We start from the raw sequence: 21,744 nt of genomic DNA, 5'->3' as shown, positions 1-21,744 counted from the left end.
TTCACGCTGTACGGCGCGCCGCCTTAGCTCAGTCGGCCAGAGCACTTCACTCGTAATGAAGGGGTCTCGGGTTCGAATCCCGAAGGCGGCTCCCAGCTAGAAGGCCCCTCGCGATGCTCGCGGGGGGCCTTTTGCTAACAGGCGCACCGGGCTGACCGCGTACGGCCCGCCAGCTCGCGGGCGGTGACGTCGGACGTGTCGACGACGGCAAGACCCAGACCGGCCCCGACTGCCTGGTCGCCGCCGCGCGCGACCTCGCCACCACCGGCGACTACCTCGGACGACCACATCCGTTGGCTACGTCCGCCACTCCAGGCACATGCTCGACTCCTGCACCGACACCTGACACGAGCGACAAAGTGCGGCGTCACAGCCCGACCGCGGTGAGGGCGCCTGCTCGTGGTTTTTCGATACCCGTTTCGGTGGTGCTCAATTGTGGGTAGGTTGAGGCTGCCTCAGGGTGCGGCCACGGGGACTTCGTCAGGTGGCCGGTCTCGGGTGGCGCTGAGCGGACAGGGGAGACCCTTCGGATGAAGATCGTTGCGTTATCCTGCACGCAGAAGCGTCTCCCGTCGCTGACCGACGCGCTGCTCGAGGCGGCGATCACCGGCGTCGTCCAGGAGGTCAGTGACGCGGAGATCCAGCGGATTCGGTTGATCGACCATCGCATCGCGATGTGCGAAGGCGAGGACACCTGCCTTGATCCCGAGGTGGGCCGGTGCACGCTCGACGACGACTTCGAGCATGTCGTCGATCTGGCCGAGGGTGCGCAGGCGATGCTGCTCGCCATGCCGGTGTACGCGGGGAACGTACCCGCGGTGCTGAAGATCTTCCAGGAACGCTTGAAGAGCTTCATGAACGCCAGGCAACGCCCGTTCGGCAACCTGCTGGTGGGGACGATCGTGCATTCGCGCACGATGCTGACCGAGCCTGCGCTGGGATCGTTGTTCCCGTGGTACCTGCGCCTACGGAACAAGAATGTGGCGTCGGCGTGCTTCACCCAGAACGATCACCAGGACCTGACCCGCACCGCGGCGATCGACCTGTGTGTGGCCGTGGGCCGGCAACTCGGCATGACGCTCGACGGCAGCCGGTCGCCGGCCAACGACCGCACGGCACTGCCGTTGGTTCAATCACCGGCTCGTCCGCGGTGCGGTGACCCGGCCGCGTCCTCTCCTGGAGCGTGAGGAGATTCCGCGCGCCAGGTGCACCCGTCGCCCGCCTGTTCGCACGACACCGTGACGTCCGGTTCCACGTAGCGGGCGGCGATGGCGGTGTTGAGTTCCTGGCAGTACGGGCACGGTGACGAGAACGTCAGCACGACGCCGGCGCGGGCGGCCTGTTTGCGGTACCGGAGGATCCCACAGTCGGCGTTGCGCAGGACGGTGCCTGAGGGCTGGGGCTCACTGGTCACTGCCGAGTCGTACAGCAACAGCTGACGCTGCAGCCGGGTCATGAAGTGATCGGTGGCGGATACCCCGGCGGGCCGTTGCGCTCGCAGTAGCTCCGCGGTGATGCGGGAGTTCGCCTGGATCCACGCAGCCAGGCCTTCTTCGCCGTGCTCTCCCAGGATGAACTCCTCCGCGGCCGCCTGGGCCTCGAAGAACCGCTGGCGCCACAGGTCGACCTTCTCGGCCGGGTCGAGGGGAGACGGTTCACTGGTCATGGTCCGGCGCCCCTCCCGGTGGCGTCGTCCAGCTCGGCGAAGACCTCCTGGGCGACGCGCAGCCCGTTGTTGGCGACCGGCCAGCCACCGTAGTAGGCGAGCTGAATGATGACTTCGACGATCTTCTCTCGCGACATCCCGAGGTGCAGGGCGGCACCGATGTGGCCGCGTAACTCCCAATCGGTCCGCGCCAGCGTGACCGCGGTCAGCGCGACCAGTTCGCGCTCCTCGACGCTCAGGTGCGGGCGGGTCCAGATCTCACCGAACAAGTGGTCGACGGTGATCTGCAGGAACTCCGGGTAGGAACCCGGGCGCGGCTCGCGGCCGAAGACCTTCTGGAACATGGCCTCACCCCGCTCATGTCGGGCAGACGGCTGATTCATCGATCAACTCCTTTGTGTTGGCCGAACAGTTGTCAACGTCCACGACGCCACGAAGGCGACGACCAGCAGCGCGGCGCCGCTGCCGAAGGCGGCCGGAACACTCACCCGCTCGGCGATGAGCCCAACGACGACCGGTCCGACTACGGCGCCGACATCGGTGCACATCGAGAAGACGGCGACGCCACTGCCGGCCCGGCCGGCGACGACGTCACCGATCAGCGCGGCCGGTGCGGCGTTGAGCAGCGCTGATCCCGCCGCGTACACACTGAGCAGGACGACGAGCCAGGCGTACCTGTCCACGAACACCAAGGCTGTGATCGCCGCCGCGGCCACACCGGTGCCGGCGATCATGGCGGGCCGGCGGCCGGCCCGATCGACAACCCAGCCGGCCGGCATGATCAGCAGCGCCTGAACGACGGCCGATATCGTGAACGCCCACCCGACCCACGTCACGTCATGTCGCCACGCCACAACCACCGTGGGGACCAGTGCGCTGCGCAGCCCGAACAAGACCCATCCCTGCGCCAACGCCGCGAGGCAAGCCACCAAGTAGCGTCGATCCCGCAGCAGGACCGGTAGCCGGACCACGTCACGGCCAGGCTCTGCGCCGGCAGTTCGGCCGGTGCGGAGCACCGCCAGTGTCAGTACCGCGGCGGCCAGCAACAGCACGGCGTACGCCACGAACGGCGCCGACAGGGCGATGAGAGCGAGGAGCCCGCCCAGTGCTGGTCCGCAGATTCCGCCGAGCAGGAAGCCTGCTTCGAACACGGCGCTGGCCCGGCCGCGCTGGTCGGCCGGCGCGATCGCCAGGAGTGTCGCCAGTGCGGACACCGAGAACAGCACTGAGCCGACGCCGCCGAGGCTGCGGAACACGAGCAGCTGCCCATAGGACCCGGCGAACGCCGTCAGGGCCGAGGAAACCGCACATAGCAGCAGGCCGGCGACCAGGACTCGCCGCTCCCCGAAACGGACTCCGAGCCGGCCGCAGAACGGACTGGTGGCCAGCCGCATCAACGCGAACAGGGCGACGAGCGCTCCGATCTGGGTGGGCCCGGCCCCGAACGTCGCCGCGTACACCGGGAGCACCGGGAGCACCAGTCCCAGGCCCAGCATGACGCAGCCACCAACGACACTGAGGACGTAGACCTCGCGAGGGAGACTCGGCTGGGCGGCGGCAAGGGGTGGGACGCTGCCAGGGCCGGCCGCCATCACTGTCCCATCACAGGATGATGCTGAGCTTGCCGTGCTCGTACAACGTCTCGTGGTCGAGCACCACAACCCGTCTCCGGACCCGGAACGACTCGCCCTCGACGACGAGCTCGAACCGGCATTTTCCGACGTAGGCGTCAGAGCGCCCGTGCCCGAACCGGTACACGATGACATTCGCCGCCACGTCGAGGTGCGTGCCCCGATCGGTCAGGATCTCCACGTTGCTGATCATCCGATTCGTCCGCGAACGAGGGTTCTCGCACCACACCTCACCGTTGAGGAGTTGTTCGATCCGCTGGCGTAGCCGGGCAGCATCGTCGTCGATGAGCCCGAGCGCATCGGCCGTCTCGCCGCGGACGTCGGTGGCCGGCACCGAGTAGCGGATGTCGTCGGTCAGCATCTCGTCGTACCACTCGAGCAGGCGCCACTCGTCGAGCAGCCGCGCCTCACGGAAAAGGAACTGGCTCACCCGGTGCCACAACCGCACCTGGGCCGCTTCGTCGACCGTCAGTTCGATGGTCATCGTCATTCTGCCCCTTGCATCTCGGCCCGGTGAGCGACCTCGAGGTGACCGTCGTCGCCGTGCATCAGCCGGTCCCACTGCCGCCAGAACTCGCGGGCGGGAAGCTCGTCGGTCGTCTCCGGGACCTCTTTGTTCATACCGCGTGACAGATCCGAGTAGCGGACTGCGCGGTTGAGATAACCCCGCTGGCACGACTCGACGATCTCGATGTCGTCGGGAGTGGCGAAGCCGGCGGGGCCGAGGAACGTCAGGTAGTGACTCTTGCGGAGTTCCCGGATGTCCGGATCCTCGTCCTTGGGGGCCAGGGCGACCGAGGTGATGGCCATCTGGCCGGCGCCGATCGGGTCGATCTTGCGGATCGTGATCGCGATCGCGTCGATGATCATCAAGTTGGGGAAGATCAGCACCGCACGATTGGTGCCGGTGATCCGTTCGGCGCGTTCGGCGCCGAACCGGTCGACGAACCGTGCGGCCGTCGCCTCGATCCGCGGCCGGACCTCGGCGCCGAACATCGGCGTCCAGTAGGCGAGCGGGCGGGCTGCCGCCGGTGGCAGCTCGTTGGCTCCATGCCCCAGTCCGAGGGCGCAGCCGAAGCCGCCTCGTCGTCGTGGCGGCACCGACCCCAGCGACTCCATGTAGCCGACGTAACGCTTGTGCAGGGCCCGGAAGTGGTAGATGTCGACGCTGTTCTCCATCATGAGCTTCCAGTTGGCCCGAGCCCCGTGGAGTTGCGCACCTTGGATCACCTCCATCCCGACCTCGGACTGGTCGTCGATCAGATCGAGGTACTCCGTCGCACCCGCCAGGTACTCGGTCAAGGTGCGCGGCTGCTCCGGATCGAAGGTGACGAACACGAAACCGCGGTAACTGTCACTACGGTGCTGCGCCAGGCCGAAGTCCGCCTTCCGAAAGCCTGGCCCGTACCCGTCCGGGATCGGGACCCCGACCAGGTCGCCCTGGTTGGAGAACGTCCAGTCGTGATACGGGCACCGGAACGATCTGGTCTGCCCGGCCGGCTGCGAGCAGATCAGAGCCCCGCGGTGAGTGCAGCTGTTCGCAAACACCCGGATCATCCCGTCGGACCCGCGCGCCATGACCACCGGGCGCCCGCCGACGTCGCGTGCCACGTAGGAGCCCGGCCCGGGCACTTCCGATTCGTGCCCGACGTACAACCAGCAGCGATCGAAGATCCTGGTCATCTCCCGTGCGGCCAGGTCGTCGTCGGTGTAGGCGCGGCGATCCACCCGGAACGAGAGGCGCTCAAGATCATCGATCACGATCGGGTCGCCCACCGGCCGCTGCAGTTCGATCGTCACTGCTCCCCCTTTCGCTGTAGCGTCTCGACCGTGCTGATGACCAGCTCGGCCGTGCGCACGGCCGAATCGCCGCACCCCGGCTGCGCAGCGCGCAGCCGGGCCCGGTAGTCCCGGGCGGGATCGAGCAGATCGGTGACAGCGTCAGCGACCGCCTGCTCGGTGACGCCGGCCGGCTCCAATGCCGTCCCGAAGCCCGCGCTACCCACGAAGTACGCCTGGACAGGCTGATCCACAGCCAGCGGGATCACCAGCATCGGTGTCGCCGCCCGGATCGACTCCGCCACGGAGTTGTATCCGCCATGGGTGATGAACACGTCGGCGCGCTCGAGCACCTCACGTTGCGGCAGATACGGGGCGGTAAGCACGTCGTCGGGCAGCGCGAGCTCCTCGGCGAGATCTCCTACCGCAGCGATCACCTGTGCACCGGTCGCCGCCGCCCCGGTGATCACCGTGCGCAGCAGGTCCGGCCGCCGGTAGAAGATCGTGCCGAAGGAGACGTACACCACCGGGCGGTCGGGGTCGATCCGATCCAGGCCCGAGAAGGCGACCTCGTCGCCGCGGGTCCCCGCCGCACCCGGCAACCCGACCAGCTGCACACCGTCGTCGGTGACCGCGTCGTCCCCGACGAGAGCAGGAATCGTCGGCATCAAATTGAGAATCGGCGAACGCGCCGAATGAGTCCGGGTCGACCACAACACCCCGTGCCTGGTCAGATAGTCGCCAACCTGCTCGTCGTACGGCCAGCGACCTCGTCGATGCTCGCTCGGGCATACTCCACCCAGATTGGCCCAGATCATCCCGTACGGCACGCCGGACGCCTGTGCGCCGACCATCGCCGACGCCGTGACCGGCAGCGAATCGACGAGCACGAAGTCCGGCGCTGTCGCACGGAGCGCGTCAGCTGTCTGGTCTGCCACCGGCGACGACTGGAGCATCGGGCCGATCTTCGCCGGGTCGCCGCTCCACGGCGCCATCTCGACCTGCCCGATCGCGTGGACCTGCGCCTTGCCCAAGGCCTGGCGACGCTGCTCGCCGAGCGCGCCACCGTCCGCGGACAACAGCAGCAGCGCAACCTCACTGCCGGCGGTTCGGAGCGCATTGACCACCGGAACATACGGGTTCAGGTGACCATGCTGAGTCGTGGTGAGGAGGGCGACGCGCATCAGATCTCCGATCCATCGAAAGAAGACGACCAGGCCGACTCAAGATCTGGCTCTGGATGCACCACAGCAGCCACGACCGCGACACCCCCTCTGCCTTCAGAAACGAGTCGAGACGGCGACGCACGAACGGCAGAACTCCGCCCCCGGGCAGGCGAGAACGCCCGGCAGGCGAAAGGGACCGTCGACGTCCAGATACTGCTAAGAGGCTCTACGCATTCCCACCATCGCGGACATCGCCAAGCAGATCAAGAAGAAAGTTCGAGGAGTCCATCGAGTGCATGGACACGGGGCTCGTAGGCGGACGTCGCATAGTGATCTGCCCAGTGGCGTGCCGCTCAGCGGTCATCACCGCGACACCTTGGACGTACCCGGGTAAGGGCGCAACGTAGTGTCCAGCAGTCGCTCTCGGGCGACGGCGGGCATGTTGGCGACGCCGTATGCACCGCTGCAGCGAAGTACGGCAACCGGGCCTAACGATCTTGGTCGTCGTTGAGTTGGTCGAGAGCCTTGCAGGTCTCTGGGCTGACCTTGTTCACACGAGCCCCTGATGGCCATTTAGTAATCGGTACCGTATCGTTTACTAAGTGACTGACACTGTACTCATCGCAGGAGCCGGCCCCACGGGGCTCGCCCTGGCCATTCATCTGGCACTGCACGACGTCCCCGTTCGCGTCATCGACGCCGCCAGCGGCCCCGCCACCACCTCCCGGGCTCTTGGCCTGCAACCACGCGGCGTGGAGGTGCTGGAGCGGATCGGTGCGCTCGGCGACCTGCCCGAACGCTCCCAGTCCTCCCTCAACATGTCCTACAACGAAGGATCGCGCACCGTGCTGCGCCTCCACGTCGGCCAGGCCGTTGCGGACCAGCCGAAACAGGCGCTGCTGATCTCGCAGGCCGAAGTCGAAGGTGTGTTGCGGCAGCGGCTGGCCGAACTGGGCGGCACGGTGGAGTGGGGGACCCGGCTGGCGGCAGCCCGACAGGAGGCCACGAGCGTCACCGTCACCGTCCAGACAGCCGACGGCGCCGAGCAACAGATCGAGGGCCAGTGGTTAATCGGCTGCGACGGTGCACACAGCACGGTACGCAAACTCGCCGGAATCGGCTTTCCCGGCCGCAAACTCCTCGAACGCCTGCTGATGGTCGACGTACGGGCTCAGTGGCCGTTCGACAAGAACGGCAGCACGACCTGGATGGAGGCCGGGAACATGCTTTCGGTCACCGCGCTGCCGGACGACACCTGGCGGGTCTTCACCGAGCCATCGCCAGACCTGCCCGACCAGCTGTCCGAAAGCGAGATCACCGATCGGGTGCTGAGCGAGTTCTCCCGCCGCAGCGGCGTCAGCCTCGACACGGTCACCGAAATCCGCTGGGCCTCCGAGTTCCGGATCCACCGCCGGCTCGCCGACACCTATCGCCACGGCCGGATCCTGCTGGCGGGCGATGCTGCGCACATTCAGAGCCCCACCGGCGGACAGGGGCAGAACACCGGACTGGGCGATGCGGAGAACCTCGCCTGGAAGTTGGTACTGGTCGCCCGCGGCCACGCCGACCAGCGGCTCCTCGACACCTACGAAGGCGAGCGGCGCCCTCTGGCCCGCAACGTCCTGCGCGCCACCAGCGCCGCGGTCGACATCATGTTGCCCCACAACCCGTGGAAACGTCTGGTCCGCGACAAGCTGGTCCTGCCGGCCGTCCGCCTGCCCGCCGTACAGCGCCGGCTGTGGCTGGCCGCCTCCCAACTCGGCATCAACTACCGGGGCGGGCCGCTCGCCCCCACCTCGCACCGGTGGCTGCCCGGACTGCATCCAGGCGACCGGATGCCCGACCTCGCCTGCCGACGCCTCGACGGCAGCCAGACCACACTCCACGCCGCGATCTCTGGACGCTGGGTGGTGATCGCCGCCGACCCACACATCGCCGACCGCCACGCTCAGGCCGCCGCCGCACAACTGGGCACAGACATGGTCACCGCGCTCACCCCGGTTGAGCCCAACTCGCACGACGTGGTGCTGATCCGCCCCGACGGGCACATCGGTTGGCGCGGCCGTCCGGCACCCGACAAACTGACCGCATGGCTGAACCAGGTGCTGTGGCCCGCGTAGAACGCCACGGCCGCCCACGCGACCCGGAAAACGACGCCGCCATCCTGGACGCGGCGTTGGACCTGTTGATCGAACGCGGCGCGGCGGGCACCAGCATCGAAGCGGTCGCCCAACGCGCCGGCGTGGCGAAACTGACCGTCTACCGGCGCTGGCGAGCCAAAGAGGACCTGCTGATGGCCGCCCTGGAGCGCGCCCGCAATCCCGACATGGAGGCGGCCCCGGCCGGGCAGTCCATCGACGAGCTGGTCGCGTCCGTCGCCGAGCTCCTCAGCCGCCCCCGCTTCCGCGCGCTGATGGCGCGAGTCATCGGCGCCTCGGTGGATTACCCGCAACTGGTAACCGCCTACACCAGGCGCTACCTCCAGCCGCGGCTGGATGCCCTGACGCAGATCGCGCAGCAGGCCATCGACGCCGGCCGCTTCCCACCGGACACCGATCCGAGCGTCATCCAGGACATCCTGGCCAGCTCCATCGGATCCGTCCTTCTCCATCATGATCAGGACATGACCGCAGCACAGGTTGAGCACCGACTGCAGGTCCTCCTGCGCCACATCGGATACCAGCCTTGATCCGCCTAGACGAGTAAGTCCGCGGCTAGATTGCTTGCGTCGCCGACCACCAACGGCACCTCGAAGCCTGAGGAAGACAGCTTCCTGGTGGCGAGTTCGATCATGCCGGGGGACAATTTCAATCCCGGTCGTGTTGGCACATGAGCAACGTCAGCGAGCCGGTCCCGCAGCCGAGGTCGAGAACATCGGCGGGTGAGCCAGGGCCGGGGGCTTCCTACGATCCGCCACTGCTCTCCACGGGCCGTCCATGATCAGGATGGCAATGCCTCCTTGATGGAGGCAAGTGCGCGCTGGGCGGCGTGCTGGTAGCGCTCATCGGCCCAGGCGTCGCGGTCTGTCACGCGGGCCCGGCCGTACGCGATGGATTCCAGCGCCGGTACGGCCTCGGCCGCCGCCGGGCCCATCATGCCCAGCGCCTCAACCGCGAGCAGCTCGGAGGTGGGCCGCCGAAATCCCCATACGGGCAGCGGCCTGGCTGTGATGGCCTCCAGCAGCGGTGTGACGAGCCCTTCGCTGTCGCCGGTGATCGCCCACAGCGCTCGCGCGATAGCCACCCGGTCGTACAGGTGGCCATGCTCAGCGTCGTGGAAGTGCTCGCGCAGCACCGGGACGGCGATCGCGGCGGCGGGACCGAACTGTTCGAGCATCGGAGCGGCGTCGCACGCCGCATGGCCGCCGTAACGTGCGAGGTGCCCAGCAAGCAGCGTCGGGGCTTGCCCTGGCTCGCCGGTGAGCCGCCACAGTGCCCAGGCCGCCTCGTGCCCGTCCTGCTCATCGTCGAGCATGGCACGCACCTGCGGCTCGACGTCGGCGGCGGTCGGACCGATCGCCCCGAACAGCGGCAGCGCGACAGAAAGGTACATCGGGGACACGCGGGCGGCGATCGCCGGCACCAAGGGCGCCGCCGCCGCTCCCCATGAGACCAGCGCGTCCAGGCAGTCGCCGAACGTCATGCCGCCGGACCGCTGTGAGGGGCCAAGAAAGGTCCGCAGGGCGGGCATCAGCGCGTCCGCGTGCACCACCATGGCCGGAATCAGCTGCCGAACGTTGAGATGCTTGACATGGCCGTACTCGTCAAGGAAGGCAGCGGCAAACCACGGAACGCAACGCCGGTCACCGAGCCGGGCCAGCCCTTCCACTGCTGGAACGGCCACATCCGGCCACGGCTCGGTGGGGTCGCCGGTCAGCATCGCGGCCAGCAGGTCGGCGTATGCCGCGGCGGCCTGCCCGGAGTCGGCGATCAGTCCGACCGCGTTCACCAGCGGATCCTGCTGCCCGAGCCTGCGCCTGCGCCGTGATGACGGTGCAGCCGATGCCAGGTCAGGCACCCGGTCGGCGACCATCGGCAGTAGCTCGGCCGACGCGGCCCGCCAGTGCCGGATCGCCTCCTGCGCACTTTGAAGGGCCTGGTCGATCTCCTGCTGCCCGGGACGGATCAGCAGGTCCCGGGCTACCGCCCGCTGCCAGTGCTCGGCACGCAGCAGAGCCGAGCTGATGGGCGTGACGCCGTCGCCGTGCCATCGGATGCGTTGAAGCGCCGAATCGGGGTCGGCTTGTGCGTCGGCTATCAGCCTGATCACCGCGTCCCTGTCCGGTTCCGCTATGGGGTCGGCCAGGGCGAGCCCCGCCGCGGCGGTCGCTCGCAGGTCACGGTGCGCGGCGGCGGTATCGAGCAGGACGGCGAACCACTCGGCGTGTTCGGCCGCCGCCAGCCACGCCACGGCCAGCACGCAGGCCACCGCTCCGGCATCGCCCGCTGGCCTTGCTCCCTTCTCGGCCCGCGCGCGTAACGCGGGGAGACTCCTCGGCGCGGCCTCGGGCAGGCAAGCCAGCAGGCGTGCCACCGCCATCACGACCTTCGGGGAGACATCGTGCAGCAGCCGCACGAGCGCGTCGACGCGGCCGACCATGGCAGCCCGCGCCAGCGTCGCGTGGTCGGGCTCGGGCCCGGCAGCGGGATCCCGGAACGAGTCACGGTGCGGCTGAGCGTCCGCGATGTCAACCATCAGGTCCACGACCAGCCCCCGATGGGGCTGCCGCGCGATCCTGGTCACCTCGACCAGGTACGGCACCAGGTACGGGGCCGCGCCGAACACCTCGCGGGACTCGATGTCCTTGAACAGCCCATGCCGCAGCCGCCACACCGGCGATTCCACCCGCGTGCCCGACGGCGCCGCCGCGATCTCCCGCAGCAGATCGGGCACCACATCCTGCCCGCCGGACCAGTACCCGAGCCCCACCCACGGCACCTCGTCCACACCCTCTAACACCCGCATCACCTCTTTAGGCATAGGAACTGCAACACCCATCCGCGACAACGAGCAACGATGCCGTCAGCGACGAGGGCCTGAAGCACATGTGCCGAAGCGCACTCGGAAATCTTCTGACAAAGGATCATCAAGATCCTCTCGTCGCGATCCAGCACCAACACGGGGCGCCTCGCCGTGTCGCATGCGTTGACTCTTCTTTCCGCGACCGGTGTGCTCCTGGGCCGAGCGAACGCGTCTGGCGGCAACGCGCAGTAGAGCGTGGCCGTTCCGGCGGTGTTCGCTGCCGCAGCATCTCAGAGATCAACGACAATTTTCGAGGCAGGTCATCGCGAGCGAGGACGCTCACCGACGTTGACGACGGGCGCGGCACAGCAAGCGTCACCATCGGATCGGCCGGGAAGGTGGCATGGTACGAGGCCATACCACGGCTCTCGCGGGGCTCACATGAGGCTGCCAGGCACGGGTCGCTGATCGAGGTCCTTCAAACCACCCGCGTACAGGCCGTCTGAGGATGAAAGAGGGCTGATCGAGGAACTGCGCACACGCGAAGCCGATCTTGCCGGCCCGCTGCCGCTTCGCGGGAGTCGACGGCGTAAGAGGTGATCAAGGTGTGAGCATGCGGGTCTGTGCAGGGAGTGCTGGCAAGCGTGCCTAGGAGGGGAGCCGGCGACGGTGGACGCCAGGCGACGCTTCGCAGCCACCCCTTGAGCATGGCGGGGTGTGGCCGGCCGGCTGTCTGCCCTGCCCCTGTAATTAAGGGCTCGTTATCGGTTATCGGCCATGTCGATTCCGCGGGAGCCAGTCCGCGTGCTTGGCCTTCAGCCGGTCGCGTTCCTCTTTGTCAGTAAGGTTCACATCAGCGCCGCCGTCATAGGGGGCGTAGAGGCGGCGTAGGTCGGTGTCCATGATGATGACGCCGCTGCATTTGTAGTCTGCGACCGCTTGTAGCAGTGGGTCGAGGATGCCCGGCTTCCACTGCAGTCGGCTGATGTGCACGTGCATGGTGCAACCTGGATCGTCTTCGTCGTCTTTGCGGACTCTGGTCCAAGGGCGGGAGCCGGGATTGAGCGCATGGGCGTCGAAGGCGGCGGCCGGATCAGTGAAGCCTTCGTCCATGACATAGGTGACCGTGGTGACGTACACCTCTTGCCCGGCGAACAGCTCGGTCAGGACAGTGTTGTAGCGGTGGAGAACCATCTCGTGCTCGGTCTCCGTCTCCGCGTAGCGCTTGGAGTTCGGCGGGCTGTGGAAGCGTACCCAGCAATCTGGGTCGAAACTTAGCTCGTAGCCGATAGGCGGGCAGGGCCAACGGGATCGCCACAAGTCGGAGAGTTCGGATAGGGCCGGGTCTGGTAGTTCATGCACGGACATGCGTCCCAGGGTAGGCCGCGCGGCGTGCAGCACGATCTTGCTCCGTGGACGGCTGTGGGCGATCTCGTTCTTACGCATACGGGTTCGGATCCGCGAAGGCGGCTTCTGTGTGACTATCGTTTCCGCCTCGGCTGTTGTTGAAGATTTCTCGTAGGGCATCATGACGCGATGAGCGTGCGCTACGACGATGTGATCGGCCCTCTCCGAACGGCGTACGAGGGGAGTGCCAAGCGACGTGATGCCAGCGGCAAGGCCCCGTGGAAGTTGGCTGAGCGTGAGGTGTTCCTGAATCGGCTGAAGCGTCGGGGTTGCAGGCGGGTGTTGGAGATTGGCGCTGGAACGGGCCAGGACAGTGCGTACTTTCAGGAAAACGGGCTGGAAGTTGTTGCCGTTGATCTGGCGCCTGCCATGGTGGCTCTCTGCCGGGAGAAGGGCGTTGAAGCTCATGCCATGGACTTTCTGAGTCTCGATTTCGCGCCCGGTTCGTTCGACGCGGTGTACGCGCTGAACTGTTTGCTGCATGTGCCCAACGGTGACCTTCCGGCGGTCATGGATGCGATCTGCACGCTGATGCAGCGCGGTGGTCTGTTCTTTCTCGGTGTGTACGGTGGGGGCAGCCTGACGGGGGAAGGCCCCTACGAAGAGGATGATCATGATCCTCCTCGGTTCTTCTCGTTCCGCAGCGATGAGCAGCTTCAGGAGTACGCGCGTAAGTCGTTCGAGGTCGTGGACTTCCACGCCGTAGGAACTGGCGAAGGCAGGTTTCAGTCGCTGACACTGCGGCGTTCTGTGTGATCAAGCGGCTATGGCCAATGCCCGGTCCAGCAGGCCTAGGACGTGGGCTCTCAAAGGGCGACGTGCAGGACCCTATTGCCCTACTTCCGGGCGTGCCTTTATAGAGTCACGGGCAGCGTCATCAGTATGAAGGCTGGAAGACGGATAAAGACCATCATCGACGCTATTTTCGCCAGCTCTGCCCTGCTCGCGGTCGCGGCCTGCGGGAGCGTCGACACTCAGTCCAATGCCGGTAAAGCGGCGCCCGCGGGGGGCGCCGCCGTCGGCCTCTTGTCGCCGCCGGGGCCTTCGGGTGACCCCGGCGGCGAGCCGGGTCAGGAACCCGGCGGTACGGCGAGCCTCGACAAGGCGATCGCCGCGGCCATGGACGCCGTCAAGGGCTCCACGGTTCTCTCGGTCCAGTCGGAGAACGGCGGCCAGATCTGGGAGGTTCAGCTGGCCGGATCCGATGGCACGGAGCGGCTGGTGGAAGTGGACGAGTCCGGAAAGGTGGTCTCAGGACCCAGGGTCAAAGACACCGGCAAAGGGGAGAAGGCCAGGGTCATGGCCATCGTCAAGGACGCCGAGCTCACCTTCAAGGACGCGGTGGACAAGGTGTCCTCCGCGGTGCACGGCAAGATCACTCACATGAGCCTGGACAGGTACAACGACAACAATCTCCTTGTCTGGGATGTCGATGTCGCCACCCCGGACGGCACCTGGCAGGGGGTCAAGGTCGACGCCAAGACCGGCGCCGTGACCAAGAACGGGTAGAAGAGCAGAACTCGTGCTCGCGGTCACTGGCTTTGGGATGGTTTGCACCGGACGGCCGCAGTGTCGCCGCGCAGAGTGCACCATCCGGCCGCGTGCGGGATGAGCAGCGTGTCTCCGGCCTTGACCGGGGTCGGCGGGCCGTGTTCGCTCGTGATGATCCCCTCGCCGGCGGTGACCGTGACGACGGAGTACGACGGCTCCAGCACGCTGACGGGATCGGGACGTAGCCTCTCGGCCGCGAAGAACTCGTCGGCGAGCTCGGCGAAGAGGCGGCGGACCCCGGGTCGGTCGTCGTCGGCCGGGCCGCGGGTTCGGCGTAGCTCGATCAGCCGTTCCGCGCCCACGCCGCTGCTGTCGACACAGCCGAGCGCCTGGTCGTAGCCGAGTCCCAGGTGCCCGTTGGCCGGGCCGTCGATGGCGAAGCCCTCCCACTCGAGCAGTACGGAGAAGTCGGTCGGCTCCTGCACCTCGACCATGAGGATCCCGGCCCCGATGGCGTGCGGCAGACCCGCGGGGCACACGATGGCGTCGCCGGCCCGCACCGGCACGCGGTTCGTGGCGTCGAGCATCTGGTCGATCCGCTGGTCCGCGACCCAGCGGGCCAGTTCGTCCGGCTCGACGTCGCGGGCGAAGCCGAGATGCACCGCCGCCTCCGGCTCGGCCGAGACGATCACCCAGGCCTCGGTCTTTCCATAGGGCGAGGCCAGATGGGTGGCGGCGAATCGCCGATCGGGGTGTACGTGCAGCGGTAGCCGTTCGCCCGCGTCCAGCAGCTTCACCAGGATCGCGGGGTCGGCGCCATGCTCCGCGACGTGCCCTTCCCCCAGCCACCACAGGGGATCGCCGGCGATCGCCTCGGCGAGGGACCGGCCGTCGGGCAGCGTGGTCAGTCCCGCGGGCGTCGCCCCGTACCGGCTGGTGGTCGAGGCGATCCAGTCCTCCGGGTAGTAGGGATCACCGGCGGATGGGATCCCGCGGAACCGGCTGATGCGTCCGGCGCCGCGGTAGAACGATCGCGGGGTGTTCGCGGGCAGGGGGTAGATGGTCATGCAATGCGCTCCCAAATCAGGCGTGCCAGGTGCGGTACCACTCGGCGGGCAGTTCCTTGACCACTTCGTCGAGTGGCCGGGCCGGGGTGTAGGAACGGCCGTACCGTCGTGTCACGGTGTTGAGCTCCTCGAGCCGCGCCCTGGCCGCCGCGATGGCCTGGTCGCGGGCCTCGGCGTCGTGGGTGGACACGGCGTCGCGCCAGATCGACCGGCCGGCGAGGTAGCCGGCGGCGCCGGCCTGGCAGGCGATCTCGACCTGCGTCCTGAAGTCGGCATATTCCACCCCGGCGGACAGGATCACCCACGGTACGCTCACCATCGAGTCCAGCTCCGCGCAGGCGGCGGCCGCCTGCTCGCGTCCTTCTGCCGTGTCGACGTAGCCGGGGAACTCCACCTTGAGCATGTCGACGCCGAGTCTGTTGGCGGCCGCGGCGGAGGCGATGATGCCGCGCACCCGGCCGGCCTTCCATTCGGCTGTGGTCGGGTCCTCGCCCGGCAGCGGGTACCAGATCGGCTCGACCACCAGGGGCAGGCTGAGCTGGGCGCACTCGGCGGCGAGGTCGGCCACGAGCTGCCGCTGCTGCTCGGCGACGGCTGGATCGCCGTCGGGGCGGTAGAACCACAGCAACTTGCACATGTCGGCGCCGGCCATCTTGATCCGGGCGGCGCTCCAGTTCTCGCGCAGCCGGGTACGGCGCGGGCCGTCCGGGTGCCGGTAGTCCTCGTCCTCGATGCTCGACATCAGCCCGATGGTCCCCGGCACCGCGCCGGAGGCCACGAGATGGCCGAGGGCGTACAGCGGGTCGAGCAGTACGGCCGAGATCGACGGGGCCAAGGCGCGGACCACCGCGTCCTTGGCGGTGACGACATCGGCGAAGGTGACGGTCGCCGGGTCGGAGGCGAGCAGTTCGGCGAAGTCGGACAGGTGGTCGAGGGCACAGATCAGGAAGAAGCCGTCGGCGCTGGTGACGCGCTGCAGGCCACGGACCTTGCCGGGATCCATAAGTGGATTCATGGAGTGCCTCCAGGTGATAGGCGAACAGGTAGGTCAGCTTTGACCGGCAGGCAGCCGGCGAGCAGCACCCCGGCGACGAACGTGTCGCCGAGACCGATCGTGGCGGCGGGGCGCGACAGGTACGGCGTCGGCACGCACTCGGCGCGCCACCCGGCCGTCCGCCAGCTCGTGGCCAGGTCGCGGGCGCCGCGAGCGGTGACGGCGGCCACGGGCCGCACCGTACCGTCGCCGCACAGACCGATGCCGGGGTGCAGCACGGCCAGTTGCTCGGCACTGCGGTCGGCGAGGGCGAGCACGCTGGGCGCGTTCAGGACGGCCGGCACCCAGGCGGCCTGGGCGCCCGTCCCGCCGACCTGGCGCGCCGCCGGAGGGCCGAGCAGTTCGTCGAGCGCCGGTCGCGACTGGGGCGCGGGCACGAACACCTCACCGTCGCCGCCGTCGCGGATGCGGCGCAGCACCTCGTCCGAGAGGGCGGCGAGTGGCCGGTGGCCGGCGCGCGCCGCCTCGGTCAGACGGTCGAGTGCCGGGGGATCCAGCCGGTAGGCGTGGTCGACGCAGGTGTTGAAGCCGGCGAGCAGGGGGCGGGCGGCGGGGGCGCTGTCCAGGACGGTGGTGGAGACCTGCTCGTACGCGGTGCGCCAGTCGCGGGTCATCAGCCTTTCACCGCCCCTGCGGTCAGGCCTTGTACGATCCGGCCCTGGAAGATCAGCACGATCACGACGAGCCCGCGTTGATGTACCTGACTGAGCGGTCGGAAATTGCTGCATGTCATCGCTTCTCCTCGGGCGCAGGAGGCCGAAACACGGTGCTTCGGGGGGATGACGGGATGCGCGTTCCTGCCGTGTTCAGCTAGGCAGGTTCGGCAATATTTGCGATAATATGCTTGGTTTCGCGGGGGAGTCAACGACAACATTGCAAAAACCTGGAACTAACCGCAATTAGTCGCATTCTCAGGAGTAGATCATGCAAGACACGGCACTGCCCGGCCAGCGTCGCGCCGAACTCGTGAGGCATGTTCGCGAACGCGGTCACGCCACGGTCGCCGAGCTGGCGGAACGCTTCGCCGTGTCGATGGACACCATCCGTCGCGACCTCGACCACCTCGCGGAGCGGCGGCTGATCGCCCGCACCCACGGTGGCGCGATGCGCACGGACGAACTGGCCACGGCCGACACCCCCTTCGACAGCCGCACGGCCGTGCACCACCCGGCCAAGCAGGCCATCGGCGTCGCCGCGGCGCGGCTCATCTCCAGCGGCGAGACCCTGATCGTCAACGGCGGCACGACCACGCTCGCGGTGGCCCGGGCGCTCACCGGCAAGCGCGACCTCACGGTGGTGACGAACAATCTGCGCCTGCCGGCCGAGATCCCGCAGGAAGCCGTACGCGACCTCTATGTCATCGGCGGTAGCTGCCGCGTCGCGTCAAATGTCACCATCGGGCCGGTGGCTTTCGCCGACACCGCCGGCATCAGCGCCGACACCGCCGTGATCGGTGTCGGCGGCATCTCGACCGCCGGCGGACTGTCCACCAGCAACCTGCACGAGGCTCAGATGATCCGCCAGATGATCGACGCGGGCACGCGGGTCATCATCGTGGCCGACTCGTCGAAGTTCGGCAGAAGCGCATTCGTCCACATCTGCGGGCTTGACCGGGTATCGGTCCTGGTCACCGACGCGCCGCCGCCCGAGGACCTCGCCGTGGCGTTGAAGGACGCCGGAGTGGAACTGGTCACGGTGGAATGAGGCGTGGTCAGCCCTGGCGGCTACGTTCGCCAGAGCTGTTCAGCTCCCCACGCTCTGGTAGTGCCGGAGCTGGTGATCCCAGATGCGGTAGGCAAGGGTGAACAGGGCGATGCCCAGGAGCGGGCTTCCGTACGCCACGAAAGTCGGCACGTTCAGGGACGCGGCCCTGCCCAACAGCACGCTCGCCGGTACGTACGCCACAAAGGCGACCGGCAGCACGAACGTCAGCAACCACTCCGTGACCCCACCGAACACACTCATCGGGTACGAGCCGAACTTGCTGAACACGTCATCCAGGAACCCGCGCAGGGCAGCGGTGTCCAGCATGCGCAGGGACAGCGACGCCAACGACAGGTGGACCGACGCCTCCACCAGCGCGCCGCCCGCGATGGCCAGCAGGCAGAGGACGGCCATGGGCGGGGTCCACGCGGGCGCCGCCACGAACAGCAGGACGAGGCCGGTCAGCAGGTCGCCGACCTGGCCGACACCCATGCGCTTGGTCATGATCTGGAGGAGCGGGTTGAGCGGGCGCAGCAGGACACGGTCCAGTTCGCCTTCGCGTACCAGCCACTCCATGAAGATGAGGCTGCTCAGCGGCAGCATGCAGAGCGCGTGGGCGGTCAGGCGCAGGCCGTACAGGAAGGCGATCTCCCGCAGGCTCCACCCGGCCATCGAGGGGAAGGTGTGCATGACGACCCACACGAAGGCGAAGCCGCTGCCCTGGTAGACCGCCCCGGTCAGGATGCCGATCACCGCGTTGAGCCGGTATTGCAGGGCGCCGCGCATGGTGGCGCGCTGCAGTCGCCAGTACAGGCGCAGGGTGCGCGTGAGCTCAGCCACCGTTGATCACCACCCGGCGGTGGGCCCGCTGCCATACCGCCCACAGCAGGACCGTGAGTCCGGCGACCCACGACACCTCGACGGCCAGCGCTCGCCAGGCGTCCGCTCCCGACAGGTGGCCTACGTAGACGGCCGCGGGTACGTACCCCATGTACTTGAACGGCAGCGCTTCGGCCAGGGCGCCCAGCGCGCCGGGGAAGAACGACAGCGGGACCAGCGTTCCCGCGAAGAACTGGCTGATCAGCCGGTACAGCAGGGCGATCGCCCCCGTCTCCAGTGTCCAGAATCCGATCATGCAGATGAGCAGCGACAGCAGCACCGAGATGGCGTAGCCGAGCAGCAACGTCGCCGCGTAGCCGAGCGGCTGTCCGGTGGGCGTGATCGAGCCGACCAGCAGGACCACGGGTACGGCCGGGGCGAGCAGGAGCAGGCCGCCGAAGGTGTGCCCGGCCTGGAAGGCGGCCAACTGCGGCAGGTAGCCGGTCGGCCGGGACAGGTCGAAGAACACCATGCCGGTACGGATCCTGAACAGGGCGATGCGCGGGATGATCGGCGTGGTGGCGAACGCCTGTAGGTTCGCCAGGCTCAGGTAGGCCAGGAGTTGCTGGAGTGTCATGCTCTGGGCCTGCTGCTGCCCGCCGTACACCGAGGTCCAGACCATGCGCAGCAGGAAGACCTGCGCGATCAGCGTCAGCACGGTCATGATCACGTCGCTGCGGTACGCGAGCTGGAGGCGTAGGCCGATGCGGGCGGTCCCGATCAGGGGGCGGATCACCGTGAGCTCTCGGCATAGAGCTGCTTGATCACGCTCTCCAGGTCGGGTTCCTGGATGGACAGGTCGCGGATGGCCTGTTCGGCGGCGATTCGGCCGATCAGTTCGGCGACGGAAGCGCCATCGGCGATGTCAAAGGTCCGGGTCTGTCCGTCTGTCAGGTGGATCGCCAGCCGCCGGGGCGGGGCGTAGGCGGTGACGAGCGCGTCGATGCCGCCGTCGTACAGCACCCGGCCCTTGTCGATCAGGATGATGCGTTTGCACAACGCCTCGACGTCGGCCAGGTCGTGGGTGGTCAGGACGACCGTGGTGCGTCCCGCCTTGTTCGTGTCGGAGATGAACTCGCGTACCGCCTGCTTGGCCAGGACGTCGAGGCCGACGGTCGGCTCGTCCAGGTACAGGATGGGCGGGTCGTACAGCATCGCGGCCGCCAGATCGCCGCGCATCCGCTGGCCGAGGCTGAGCTGGCGGACCGGGGTGTCCAGGAAGTCGTCGAGGCCCAGGAGGTCGCGCATGCGGCGCAGTGAGGCGGTGAAACGGTCGGCGGGTACGTCGTACAGGTCGCCGACCAGGCGTAACGACTCGATCAGCGGGAGGTCCCACCAGAGCTGGCTGCGCTGGCCGAAGACCACGCCGACGGACTTGGCGTTGGCCTTCCTGTCTCGCCACGGCACCCGGCCGGCCACCTCTACCCGGCCGCTGGTGGGGGTGAGGATGCCGGTCAGCATTTTCACGGTGGTGGACTTGCCCGCGCCGTTGGGGCCGAGGTAGCCGACGACCTCGCCTTCGGGGATCTCGAAGCTGACGTCGTCGACGGCGATCCGCTCGTCGTAGCGGCGGGTTACCAGGGTGCGCAGGGCGCCCATGGGGCCGGGGAAGGTTCGAGGCCGGCGGAAGACCTTCGTCAGTGACTCGACCTTGATCATGACGACATCCTTCATGCCACGGATGGGAAGTGGCAACTACTTTCCGGCGGTCCCCTGGCCGTAGACAGACCGAAGGCCCCGCCAGAGATCTGGCGGGGCCTTCGGTTGACGTGTGCGTACCGGTGTGCGTGTCGCCTCTCGGCGAAAGGCGCAACGCGGCTCCAGCCGAACGGTATTCCGCGAAGGCAATAGGTGAGGCCCGGGGACACTGGGCACACCGGCCACGAGAGATGTAACCGTCGTCAGGCGCCGGATGTTCCCGGGGCCAGCAATTCGATCGAGCGCAGCCAGGCTTTCCTGTCGGGGGCCGCGGAGACGACGATCAGCTCGTCGGCCTGGGCCTGCTTGGCGAAGCGGTCGAGGTAGTCCTGCACCTCGGCGGCGGTTCCGATGGCGGAGTACTTGGCCATCTGCAGGATCTGCTGCCCGGCGGGCGAGGCCAGGACGAGGTCGGCCTCCTCCTGGGTGAACGTCTGGCCGCGGCCGAGGAACCGGCTCACCCTGGTGCGCTTCATGGCCAGGAACTGCGCCTCCGCCTCGTCCGTGGTGTCGGCCGCGATGACGTTGACACCGGCGATGACGTACGGCTGCGCCAACTGCCTGGACGGCTGGAACTCGCGCCGATAAAGGGCGACGGCGTCCTCCAGCGCGGCCGGGGCGAAGTGGGAGGCGAAGGCGTACGGGAGACCGAGGGCGGCGGCGAGCTTGGCGCCGAACAGGGACGAGCCGAGGATGTAGAGCGGCACGTCGGTGCCCTTGCCCGGGGTCGCGTCCACGCCCGGGATGCGGGACTCGCCCGTCAGGTAGCCCTGAAGTTCCAGGACGTCCTGCGGGAAGTCGTCGGAGGAGGCCGGGTTGCGGCGCATGGCCCGCATGGTCTGCTGGTCGCTGCCCGGCGCCCGGCCGAGGCCGAGGTCGATGCGTCCCGGATGCAGGGTTTCGAGCGTGCCGAACTGTTCGGCGATGGTCAGCGGGGCGTGGTTGGGCAGCATGATGCCGCCGGCCCCGAGGCGGATCGTTTGGGTCTGTGCGGCCACGTGGGCAATGAGGACACTGGTGGCGGAGGAGGCGATGGAGGGCATGTTGTGGTGCTCGGCGTACCAGATCCGCTGGTAGCCCCACTCCTCCGCACGCTGCGCCAGGGTCACGCTGGCGCGGAAGCTGTCGCCCGCCGTCTCCCCTTCGCCGATGTGTGCAAGGTCAAGGATGGAGAGCGGAAGAGCCATGAGAGGTGCAACCGCGAAGCCGCCCTGGTTATTTCGGAAACCGAACCGGGTTC

The 21,744-nt window shown here is 68.0% G+C and carries 21 protein-coding genes and 1 tRNA gene; 7 read left to right on the top strand and 15 right to left on the bottom strand.

Features of this window, described 5'->3' with window-relative positions; genetic code table 11:
- Nucleotides 1–17 precede the first annotated feature (17 nt).
- Both KLK06_RS45765 and KLK06_RS45760 read left to right on the top strand, forming a co-directional pair.
- Nucleotides 18–91: transfer RNA gene (locus KLK06_RS45765), tRNA-Thr, on the top strand.
- A gap of 439 nt (nt 92–530) precedes the next feature.
- A complete protein-coding gene (locus KLK06_RS45760; protein WP_214642023.1) occupies nt 531–1,187 on the top strand; it encodes a flavodoxin family protein in 657 nt (218 codons plus the stop codon).
- Here the strand turns inward: KLK06_RS45760 and KLK06_RS45755 are convergent.
- The 6 genes from KLK06_RS45755 to KLK06_RS45730 are packed head-to-tail and all read right to left on the bottom strand — an operon-like array spanning nt 1,130 to nt 6,260.
- On the bottom strand, nt 1,130–1,666 hold the full coding sequence (locus KLK06_RS45755) for a hypothetical protein (protein WP_214642022.1): 537 nt from the start codon (nt 1,664–1,666) through the stop codon (nt 1,130–1,132). The two genes, KLK06_RS45760 and KLK06_RS45755, sit on opposite strands and share 58 nt — an antisense overlap.
- The gene (locus KLK06_RS45750) at nt 1,663–2,049 is read right to left on the bottom strand and encodes a carboxymuconolactone decarboxylase family protein (protein WP_214642021.1); all 387 of its coding nucleotides are present in this window, start codon (nt 2,047–2,049) and stop codon (nt 1,663–1,665) included. Before KLK06_RS45750 ends, KLK06_RS45755 begins: the two co-directional genes overlap by 4 nt.
- A gap of 3 nt (nt 2,050–2,052) precedes the next feature.
- Nucleotides 2,053–3,258 carry an MFS transporter gene (locus KLK06_RS45745; protein ID WP_284735330.1) on the bottom strand — a complete coding sequence of 402 codons (1,206 nt, stop codon included), beginning with the start codon at nt 3,256–3,258 and terminating at the stop codon, nt 2,053–2,055.
- 10 nt (nt 3,259–3,268) lie between these two features.
- A complete protein-coding gene (locus tag KLK06_RS45740) occupies nt 3,269–3,781 on the bottom strand; it encodes an aromatic-ring-hydroxylating dioxygenase subunit beta (RefSeq protein WP_214642019.1) in 513 nt (170 codons plus the stop codon).
- Between the two features lie 2 nt (nt 3,782–3,783).
- Nucleotides 3,784–5,097: an aromatic ring-hydroxylating dioxygenase subunit alpha gene (locus KLK06_RS45735; protein WP_214642018.1), complete on the bottom strand. Its 1,314-nt coding sequence runs from the start codon at nt 5,095–5,097 to the stop codon at nt 3,784–3,786.
- Nucleotides 5,094–6,260, bottom strand: coding sequence for a glycosyltransferase (locus KLK06_RS45730; protein ID WP_214642017.1), 1,167 nt, complete (start codon nt 6,258–6,260; stop codon nt 5,094–5,096). The genes KLK06_RS45735 and KLK06_RS45730 overlap by 4 nt, the downstream gene beginning before the upstream one ends.
- 584 nt (nt 6,261–6,844) lie before the next feature.
- Between KLK06_RS45730 and KLK06_RS45725 the strand changes: the two genes are divergently transcribed.
- Nucleotides 6,845–8,362, top strand: a complete 1,518-nt coding sequence (locus KLK06_RS45725) for an FAD-dependent monooxygenase (RefSeq protein ID WP_214642016.1) — start codon at nt 6,845–6,847, stop codon at nt 8,360–8,362.
- On the top strand, nt 8,332–8,931 hold the full coding sequence (locus KLK06_RS45720) for a TetR/AcrR family transcriptional regulator (RefSeq protein ID WP_214642015.1): 600 nt from the start codon (nt 8,332–8,334) through the stop codon (nt 8,929–8,931). The genes KLK06_RS45725 and KLK06_RS45720 overlap by 31 nt, the downstream gene beginning before the upstream one ends.
- Before the next feature lie 251 nt (nt 8,932–9,182).
- Here KLK06_RS45720 and KLK06_RS45715 read toward each other — a convergent pair whose 3' ends face one another.
- The gene (locus KLK06_RS45715; RefSeq protein ID WP_214642014.1) at nt 9,183–11,201 is read right to left on the bottom strand and encodes a hypothetical protein; all 2,019 of its coding nucleotides are present in this window, start codon (nt 11,199–11,201) and stop codon (nt 9,183–9,185) included.
- A gap of 771 nt (nt 11,202–11,972) precedes the next feature.
- Nucleotides 11,973–12,650: a hypothetical protein gene (locus KLK06_RS45710; protein WP_214642013.1), complete on the bottom strand. Its 678-nt coding sequence runs from the start codon at nt 12,648–12,650 to the stop codon at nt 11,973–11,975.
- Between the two features lie 90 nt (nt 12,651–12,740).
- Between KLK06_RS45710 and KLK06_RS45705 the strand changes: the two genes are divergently transcribed.
- Both KLK06_RS45705 and KLK06_RS45700 read left to right on the top strand, forming a co-directional pair.
- Complete coding sequence (locus KLK06_RS45705; RefSeq protein WP_214642012.1) at nt 12,741–13,367, top strand: bifunctional 2-polyprenyl-6-hydroxyphenol methylase/3-demethylubiquinol 3-O-methyltransferase UbiG; 627 nt, start codon at nt 12,741–12,743, stop codon at nt 13,365–13,367.
- 126 nt (nt 13,368–13,493) lie between these two features.
- Entirely contained in the window at nt 13,494–14,120 is a 627-nt protein-coding gene (locus tag KLK06_RS45700; protein ID WP_214642011.1) for a PepSY domain-containing protein, read from the top strand.
- Nucleotides 14,121–14,143: 23 nt separating this feature from the next.
- Here the strand turns inward: KLK06_RS45700 and KLK06_RS45695 are convergent, their stop codons facing one another.
- Genes KLK06_RS45695 through KLK06_RS45685 form a run of 3 tightly spaced genes read right to left on the bottom strand, consistent with a single transcriptional unit; the run spans nt 14,144 to nt 16,837 of the window.
- On the bottom strand, nt 14,144–15,169 hold the full coding sequence (locus KLK06_RS45695) for a class I mannose-6-phosphate isomerase (RefSeq protein WP_214642010.1): 1,026 nt from the start codon (nt 15,167–15,169) through the stop codon (nt 14,144–14,146).
- Nucleotides 15,170–15,185: 16 nt separating this feature from the next.
- Nucleotides 15,186–16,184, bottom strand: a complete 999-nt coding sequence (locus KLK06_RS45690) for a tagatose 1,6-diphosphate aldolase (RefSeq protein WP_214642009.1) — start codon at nt 16,182–16,184, stop codon at nt 15,186–15,188.
- Nucleotides 16,181–16,837 carry a hypothetical protein gene (locus tag KLK06_RS45685; RefSeq protein ID WP_214642008.1) on the bottom strand — a complete coding sequence of 219 codons (657 nt, stop codon included), beginning with the start codon at nt 16,835–16,837 and terminating at the stop codon, nt 16,181–16,183. The genes KLK06_RS45690 and KLK06_RS45685 overlap by 4 nt, the downstream gene beginning before the upstream one ends.
- Nucleotides 16,838–17,147: 310 nt before the next feature.
- Between KLK06_RS45685 and KLK06_RS45680 the strand changes: the two genes are divergently transcribed.
- Nucleotides 17,148–17,927, top strand: coding sequence for a DeoR/GlpR family DNA-binding transcription regulator (locus KLK06_RS45680; RefSeq protein ID WP_214642007.1), 780 nt, complete (start codon nt 17,148–17,150; stop codon nt 17,925–17,927).
- A gap of 39 nt (nt 17,928–17,966) precedes the next feature.
- On the opposite strand, the gene KLK06_RS45675 is transcribed toward KLK06_RS45680, so the two are convergent.
- The 4 genes from KLK06_RS45675 to KLK06_RS45660 form a co-directional block, all read right to left on the bottom strand.
- The gene (locus tag KLK06_RS45675; protein WP_214642006.1) at nt 17,967–18,767 is read right to left on the bottom strand and encodes an ABC transporter permease; all 801 of its coding nucleotides are present in this window, start codon (nt 18,765–18,767) and stop codon (nt 17,967–17,969) included.
- The gene (locus KLK06_RS45670; protein ID WP_214642005.1) at nt 18,760–19,542 is read right to left on the bottom strand and encodes an ABC-2 family transporter protein; all 783 of its coding nucleotides are present in this window, start codon (nt 19,540–19,542) and stop codon (nt 18,760–18,762) included. The genes KLK06_RS45675 and KLK06_RS45670 overlap by 8 nt, the downstream gene beginning before the upstream one ends.
- Nucleotides 19,539–20,480: an ATP-binding cassette domain-containing protein gene (locus tag KLK06_RS45665; protein ID WP_250907031.1), complete on the bottom strand. Its 942-nt coding sequence runs from the start codon at nt 20,478–20,480 to the stop codon at nt 19,539–19,541. Before KLK06_RS45665 ends, KLK06_RS45670 begins: the two co-directional genes overlap by 4 nt.
- 227 nt (nt 20,481–20,707) lie before the next feature.
- Nucleotides 20,708–21,691 carry an LLM class flavin-dependent oxidoreductase gene (locus KLK06_RS45660; RefSeq protein ID WP_214642004.1) on the bottom strand — a complete coding sequence of 328 codons (984 nt, stop codon included), beginning with the start codon at nt 21,689–21,691 and terminating at the stop codon, nt 20,708–20,710.
- Nucleotides 21,692–21,744 lie beyond the last annotated feature (53 nt).

It is taken from the genome of Nonomuraea sp. NEAU-A123 (assembly GCF_018603905.1).
Taxonomy (GTDB): Bacteria; Actinomycetota; Actinomycetes; order Streptosporangiales; family Streptosporangiaceae; genus Nonomuraea.
The sequence above is the reverse complement of the archived record's forward strand: the minus strand, read 5'-3'. Positions and strand labels throughout refer to the sequence as shown.